The following is a 1,252-nucleotide window of genomic DNA, read 5'->3' on the forward strand; positions in this document are numbered from 1 at the left end:
AGGTCGGGCAGAGGGTCACGCCCGGCATCATGCGGCGTGCCGCCTGGGCGCGGGGTGTGTTGACCCTCCGGGCCCGGCGCCTGGCCGTGCCCGGTGGCTGCGGCGTGCCACACGTTCTCCGCAGAATCCTGTCCCTTCTGGTCGCTCACGCGGCATACCCCCTATGCCTTGCCAGCTTGCCGCGCGTGCCACGCGCGTGCGGCCCACCACGCGGGCGGCCGAAGGATGAGTGTCTCGTCTGATCGTCTGCCCGGCTGCCCGGTTATCCGGTTGCTCATCTGCCCGGCTGTCCGGCTGGGCCGCAACGGCCCGTCTGGTGGGCGTAATACAAGCCGCCGGAAATAACAACTCCCGCAACCGGACGGCCTCGCGGCCATATTGCAACGCAACATGCTGATTTCGCAGAGTGTTCACAAATGCAACATATCCTCCTTCACCGTCCGGGCATGGCAATCCGGAATTTCCGGACGGTTTCCCGGTATCCGCCGTCCGTATTCAGGCAGGGGGCGCCGGGTTCCCAGGCCGGGGGCGCTGCGCTACACTGCCCGCCGGGCGGTTGCGCCCCATCACCCACGCAGCAAGGACCCGGCATGACGCCACCCACAGCCCAGCCCGGCCCGCCCCAGGCCAACACGCCTTCGGGCAACGCCAATCCGGACGACATGCCTCCGAACGGCCCGTCACCCTGCGCCATGTCATCGGGCAACACGTCACCGGACAACACTTCCATGGCCCGCAACGCCGCCACCGTGGCCGGGGCCACGCTGGCGTCGCGGGTGCTCGGCTATGCGCGTGATGCGCTGACCGCGCACATCCTGGGCGCGGGCGCCGCGGCCGACGCCTTTTTCGTGGCCTTCCGCCTGCCCAACCTCATGCGCCGCCTGTTCGGCGAAGGCGCGGTGTCGCTGGCGTTCACCCCCGCCTTCGTGCACCTGCGAGAGCGCGAGGGCGACGCGCGGGCCTTCGCCTTCGGGCGCGGTGTGGTGCTGCGGGCGCTGGTGCTGCTGGCCCTGCTGTGCCTTTTGGGCATGGCCCTGGCCCATCCCCTGGCCTTGCTGCTGGCCCCCGGCTTTGGCGCGGAAGGTGCGATGCCGGGTGTGGCGGAACGGGCCGCGCACCTTCTGCGCATCTGCCTGCCCTACGGGGTGGCCGCCACCTGCGCCGCGCTGTGCGCGGGCATGCTGCACGCCCACGGGCGCTTCCTGCCGCCTGCCCTGGCCCCGGCGGTGCTCAATCTGGTCGTCATGGCCAC

At 70.7% G+C, this 1,252-nt stretch carries 1 protein-coding gene; it reads left to right on the plus strand.

What is annotated here, in order from left to right:
- Positions 1 to 590: 590 nt before the first annotated feature.
- Positions 591 to 1,252 (plus strand): lipid II flippase MurJ (locus FVW20_RS15825; RefSeq protein ID WP_307831596.1); only part of this gene is annotated, 662 nt, incomplete at its 3' end.

The sequence above is a fragment of the Nitratidesulfovibrio oxamicus genome, from assembly GCF_015731765.1.
Lineage (GTDB): Bacteria > Desulfobacterota > Desulfovibrionia > Desulfovibrionales > Desulfovibrionaceae > Cupidesulfovibrio > Cupidesulfovibrio oxamicus.